The sequence below is a fragment of the Desulfovibrio sp. genome, assembly GCF_035644575.1.
Lineage (GTDB): Bacteria > Desulfobacterota > Desulfovibrionia > Desulfovibrionales > Desulfovibrionaceae > Desulfovibrio.
Map to the genome: position 1 here is coordinate 1 of NZ_DASQOG010000017.1, position 5751 is coordinate 5751.

Below are 5751 nucleotides of genomic sequence, written 5' to 3' on the forward strand. Positions count from 1 at the left end.
CACCTGGCTTGACCAGTCCAAGGGCGTGTGGGGCACCAGCAAGATGAATGGCCGTAGCGACCAGGAACGTGATCCCTGGAACGTGAACGTCCGTTTCGTGTACTCCTTCTAAGAGTACCTAGCCTTACGATTAAAAGGGGAGCCTTCGGGTTCCCCTTTTTTATTGCCTTGCATCCAGCATGTGCAAGCCCGTTGTGTTAGCCATGCGGGCTGACATGCCACTGCTTGTTATCCTTGCCCCTTCCCTCTGTACTCGTATGTGCTGCCGTTTCACGGTCTGGTATTTTATTGACCATTGCTACTTGCAGCATGGATGAGGATACCGCTCGGAACTCAGACAACTTGCGCGTAGTATGAACCGCCAGCGCCCCCTTTCGGTAATCCCCTAAGTATTCATACTATTTTTGTTGATGCGCGTCATAGTCCTTAGCTTGGGGGCATCCATATTGCGTGTCATTGTGCTGTGGCCCTCCTGGTTATTGCATTTGTTGGGGCAGGATCAATAGCCAGGGGTGCATACTCCCCATCCGTATAAGGCCAAAAGGCGGCGCACCCATTGTAGGTGCGCCGCCTTTTGAATTGCGAGGAGCGGCAGTGGGCCGCTCCTGGATGCAGGGTGATTAACCGAAGAATGCCTTAAGGTCGTCCTGCGGGGTGCTGATGCCGCCGATGGCAAACTGTTCCACCAGCACCTTGGCCACATTGGGCGAAAGGAAGGCAGGCAGCGTGGGTCCCAGGTGGATGTTCTTCACGCCGAGGGCAAGCAGGGCCAGCAGCACGATAACAGCCTTCTGCTCGTACCAGGCAATGTTGTATACGATGGGCAGGTCGTTGATATCGGCGAGACCAAACACTTCCTTGAGCTTCAGAGCCACAACGGCCAGGGAGTAGGAGTCGTTGCACTGACCAGCGTCCAGTACGCGGGGGATGCCGCCGATATCGCCGAGATCAAGCTTGTTGTAGCGGTATTTGGCGCAACCGGCGGTAAGGATGACGGTATCCTTGGGCAGGCCTTCGGCAAATTCAGTGTAGTAGGAGCGGCCCTTGGCGCGGCCATCGCAGCCAGCCATGACCACAAACTTCTTGATGGCGCCAGACTTCACAGCGTCAACAACCTTGTCGGCCAGGGCCAGCACCTGATTGTGCGCAAAACCGCCCACAATCTCGCCGGTCTCAATTTCCGTGGGCGCGGGGCAGGTCTTGGCGTGGGCGATAATGGCCGAAAAGTCCTTGTGTTCGCCGATTTCACCGGGGATGTGCTTGCAACCGGGGAAGCCCACCACGCCCGTGGTGTACACGCGGTCTTTGTAGCTGTCCTTGGGCGGCACAAGGCAGTTGGTGGTCAGCAGGAGGGGGCCGTTGAAGCTGTCAAATTCTTCCTTCTGCTTCCACCACGCGTTGCCGTAGTTGCCCTTGAAGTGGCTGAATTTCTTGAAAGCGGGGTAGTAGTGGGCGGGCAGCATTTCGGAGTGGGTGTACACGTCCACGCCCGTACCTTCGGTCTGCTCAAGCAGCATCTGCAGGTCGCGCAGATCGTGGCCGGAAATCAGGATGCCGGGGTTGGTGCCCACGCCAATGTTGACCTTGGTGATTTCGGGGTTGCCGTAGGTGCCGGTGTTGGCGGCATCAAGCAGAGCCATAACGCTCACGCCCTTGTTGCCGGTTTCAAGGGTCAGGGCCACGAGATCGGCCACGGAAAGGCTGTCGTCCAGAGTCTTTGCCAGAGCTTCCTGAATGAAGTTGTCCACAGCAGGATCATGTTTGCCCAGCACATCGGCATGCTTGGCATAGGCGGCCATGCCCTTGAGGCCAAATGTCACGAGCCAGCGCAGGGAGCGAACGTCGTCGTCGCTGGTGGCAAGAACGCCCACAGTGGCCGCCTTGGCAAGCATGGCGGCCTTGTCGTCCGATTCCCACAGGGCAGCGTCGGCCAGCCCGTCGCGCGAGTCAAGCTCGGCCATCAGGGATTTCTTGGCAGCACAGGTTTTGCGCACGCGCTCGGCGATCATATCGTCGTCAAAGTTGGCGTTGGTAATGGTGCAGAAAAGGTTGCCCACAACCATGCGGTCGATCTCGTGGCTTACGGTCTTGCCCTGGGCGCGCACCTTGGTGGCAACCTGCGCGAGGCCCTTGGTCACATATACCAGCACGTCCTGAAGGGCGGCTGTTTCGGGCTTTTTGCCGCACACGCCTACTTGGGTGCAGCCTTTGTTGCCCACGGTTTCCTGGCACTGATAGCAGAACATGGCGTTACTCATGGGATGTCTCCTGATACTCTCCGCAACGCGGAGGCTGGGGGGTGATCCGCCTACGCGGGGGTCTTGGGGGTAGGAAAAACAACGGTAAGCAGCATCTTGAAGCGCTCTTGCGCGCGTACAGAGTGCGGCTGGCCCGCGGGCATGATAATCACTTCGCCCGCCTGCACAGTGTGTGACTGGCCGCTGATGGTCACCTGCGCCGAGCCTTCGAGCACGAGGACCATTGCATCGCCCGTGGAGGTGTGGGCGCTGATTTCTTCGTTGGCGTCAAATGCAAACAGGGTAATGCCTACAGAGGCGTTTTGGATAAGGGTCTTGCTGGCGATCTGGCCAGGCTGGCACTCGACCTGCGCGGCCAGGGGCAGCGCTGCGGCGAATTCAAGGTTCTTGAGAATGCGGTCCATGAGGCCCTCCTTGTGTTGACGATTCCGTTCTATCAAGGCTGGGACAATGGTTCTGTAACAAATGTTACGGATGCTCAAGAAAATGAAAATATTTTGGTCGCGGGATAAAAAAAGAAGCGATGTACAATAAACTGAAATTATTTATAAAAAAGAATACATTCAATCAGGCGGGGAAATATTCGCACAAAAAATTCAGTGAGGCTATGTCCGGTACGCGAATGCTTCTACCCTCCATTTGCAGAAGGCCCTCGTCGCGCATGGCGGCGAGCTCGCGTGAAAGTGAGGGGCGGGTTACACCCAGAAAATCAGCCATCTGTTCACGGTTCATTGCCAGTGAAACCATGCCGTCAGGGCGGCGGTGTTCCAGCAGCAGGGCTGCAAGTTTGCGCCGCAAACTGCCGGAAGACAGCAGTGAAATGCGGCGTGTGAGAAAAAAAGCCTTGTGCGCAAAAATGCCGAGCATGTTGCGGATCATGCGTGAATGGACGGAGCAGGCCTTTTCGCAGGTGGCGTAGAAAAAACGTGCGGGTATGCCCAATACGCGAACAGGCGTTTCGGCCAAGACGCTGCAACCATAGCTCGGGCGGCCCAAAAAAACATGTACCTCGCCAAACAGGTCGCCGGGGGCATCCACGCGCGCCATGACGGCACGTCTGCCTTCTGTTGATTCACGGCACACGTTCACCGCACCTTCCAGCAGCACATACAGCCTTTCCGGCGGGTCGGATTCTGCAAAAACCAGTGCACCCTTGCCGTGCTGCTCTTCAAATGCGCCGCTGCATGCAAGGCACAAGCGCGCCTCCTGCCCGCTCATTCCAGAAAACAGGGGGGATGCTTCCAGGGCGCGTTCCATGTATTCCTCTTGTAGATTCTGCATACCTTGTACAACCATAACCCACATCACGTTTGTGACGCAACCGCACGTTTGCACTTTGCGCGCATGAAATAAAAAAAGGGGGCCAAGGCCCCCTTTTTGCCGAATTATATAAAACTTACAGCGACGGCATGCCCAACAGCAATCGGGCGGAAACCACCACCTGCATGATAACCTGGGTAATGTCCTTGACCGCCTGCATGTTCTTGGATTCCACCTTGGGCAGCACCATTACCTGATCGCCGGGCAGAATATCATCGCCGTTCTGCGACACCGATCCGTTCTGGTGCAGCACCAGAACCTTGTCGTGGTCTGCACGGTTGGTATAGCCGCCAGCACCCTTGATGTAATCGTCCACATCCTTCTTTTTGCCCCACAGCATGGCCTGCGGCATCATGACTTCACCGCTCACCAGCACCACGTCGCTCTTGGCGGGGATTACAATGATATCACCGTCTTCCAACGAAAGGTCGGCTTTGTCCGGCCCGCCGTCAAGCACAACCACACCTTCCGGTTCCACGCTCTTGGCCCGCTCCACGAATTTGGAGACCATCTCCGCCTCCTTGGCGCGGATGGCTGCTTCATCCGCGCTGGCAGAGGAAGCCGTGAGGGCTGTTTCCTCCAGCCTGCGCAGGGAATCTGCAATGGCCTTTTTCTGCCGGGCGGCAACGCTCTTGCGCTTGATGTACATGGCCTGAAGGTTGGCGCGGCCAGGCTCCACGGCAATGAAGTTCTTCACTTCCTGCAAGCGGGCGCCGCGCCGCACGGGAAAGCGCGAAGCCCCACGCACTGCGCCCTGCACTTCAACCATCATGGTATTGCCGGGCGCATCTGCAATAAACTGCACCTGATCGCCGTCTTCAAGCATCAGGTTGCGCAGTTCCTTGAGCGGCAGATAGGTGCTGTAGGGCGCGCCGTTGCGTGTGCCGGAAAGGGCGATGTGCGAGGCGCTGTTTTGCGGCTCGGCCAGTTCAATCAGGGCCGTGCCTGTGGACTTGCCCTTGGGGAATTCAAATTTTGCGGAGGTGCGCACCGCGCCGATGGCTGTAATGGTGGGGCCTTTGTCGCCCACCACAAGCGTGTCGCCTTCCTGCACGCGCACTGCGGGCAACACGCCCTTGCGGGCAAAGGGGTAGAGGTCGAGGCTGGCAACAGCCTTGCCGTCGCGCATCAGGCGGATGTCACGATAACTGCCGCGCATGGGGTCAAGGCCTCCGGCCTTGTCCAGAAAGCTCAGCAACGGGTCGCCGGGGGTGCCGGTGTATCGGCCAGGCCTGGCAACGCCGCCTGTGACAAAAACGGCCACAGGCCGGGCATCCAGAGGCGCTGCGTAAATCTGCGCATCGGCGTGTCCGTTGGCGGCAAGTTTGCTGCGCAAGGCTTCGGCCAGCTTGTCGTAGCCAAGGCCAGCCACGGGTATGGCCCCCACCTCAGGTACGTCCAGATGCCCGTCGGCGGCCACAGTCAGTGTGCTGTCCACCTTGAGGTCGCCGCCCCACAGGCGCAGCACCACCCGGTCGCCCGGTGCGATGATGGAGGCATCCTTGGCGTCCTTGGCGGCGTCCTTGCTCTGCGAAAAATTGCCCTGAAACAGGTTGGCAGCGTAGGGCTGGGGTGCATTTTCGGCCTTGCCCGCAGTGGTCAGGGCGAAAAAGATCAGCAGAAAAGTAACAATAGTTCTGTGCGACATGGCAGTGTTGATGCAATGGATTCGGGCTTGCATGGCCCCCAGAGGTGGTTCCGCAAACAGGCTGTATGGCCCCAGGGTTCCGTAGTCAATATTCTTGAAATGCCTTGTATCTCCTGCAGGTGGAGGCGTTGAGGCCTGCTCGGTGCCTGTAGGATCAACAGGGCTGAGAGGCTGCAACTGCAACTAGGAAAGCGCACGGGCGTGGTATTCGCCGTGCGCTTCCATAAATAATCACATTTGCCCGGTTTAGCCAGAGGCAATGCACCCTTGATCGTTTTTTGCCAAAGGCACGCTGGCACTAAGCCGGAGTTTCAGCCTTGCTACTGCGAAAGGCCCTGTCCCCACACTCGCGGGGCCATGGTCCAGCGGCCTTTGTCATCCTTGCAGATGACAATAACTTCCGCTTCACGCTGGCCTGAAAGCACGGTGCCGCGTTTGCAGTCCTCGCCCTTGGCCGAGGTGAAAAGCTCGTCCAGGCTCACGCGCACCCCCTTGCCAAAATCAGGGTCGTCAACAGTAGCGGTT

5 protein-coding genes are annotated in these 5751 nt (G+C 58.1%); all 5 read right to left on the minus strand.

Annotated features, from left to right (window positions below; genetic code table 11):
• Positions 1–620: 620 nt before the first annotated feature.
• Positions 621–2246, minus strand: coding sequence for a hydroxylamine reductase (gene hcp / locus VEZ52_RS00715; RefSeq protein ID WP_324835106.1), 1626 nt, complete (start codon positions 2244–2246; stop codon positions 621–623).
• 62 nt (positions 2247–2308) lie between these two features.
• On the minus strand, positions 2309–2662 hold the full coding sequence (locus VEZ52_RS00720) for a cupin domain-containing protein (protein WP_291443979.1): 354 nt from the start codon (positions 2660–2662) through the stop codon (positions 2309–2311).
• A 163-nt stretch (positions 2663–2825) separates the two neighbouring features.
• Positions 2826–3515 (minus strand): Crp/Fnr family transcriptional regulator, encoded by a 690-nt coding sequence (locus VEZ52_RS00725; protein ID WP_324835103.1) that lies wholly within the window; start codon positions 3513–3515, stop codon positions 2826–2828.
• Positions 3516–3654: 139 nt separating this feature from the next.
• Entirely contained in the window at positions 3655–5226 is a 1572-nt protein-coding gene (locus VEZ52_RS00730; RefSeq protein WP_324835104.1) for a polysaccharide biosynthesis/export family protein, read from the minus strand.
• Positions 5227–5546: 320 nt separating this feature from the next.
• The coding region (locus VEZ52_RS00735; RefSeq protein ID WP_324835105.1) for a DVU3141 family protein at positions 5547–5751 on the minus strand (205 nt) is incomplete at its 5' end.

Excerpts from the sequence above, each read along its gene's own strand:
- hcp (WP_324835106.1), bottom strand. The coding sequence starts at position 2,246 with ATGTTCTGCTATCAGTGCCAGGAAACCGTGGGCAACAAAGGCTGCACC.
- VEZ52_RS00720 (WP_291443979.1), bottom strand. The coding sequence starts at position 2,662 with ATGGACCGCATTCTCAAGAACCTTGAATTCGCCGCAGCGCTGCCCCTG.
- VEZ52_RS00725 (WP_324835103.1), bottom strand. The coding sequence starts at position 3,515 with ATGGAACGCGCCCTGGAAGCATCCCCCCTGTTTTCTGGAATGAGCGGG.
- VEZ52_RS00730 (WP_324835104.1), bottom strand. The coding sequence starts at position 5,226 with ATGTCGCACAGAACTATTGTTACTTTTCTGCTGATCTTTTTCGCCCTG.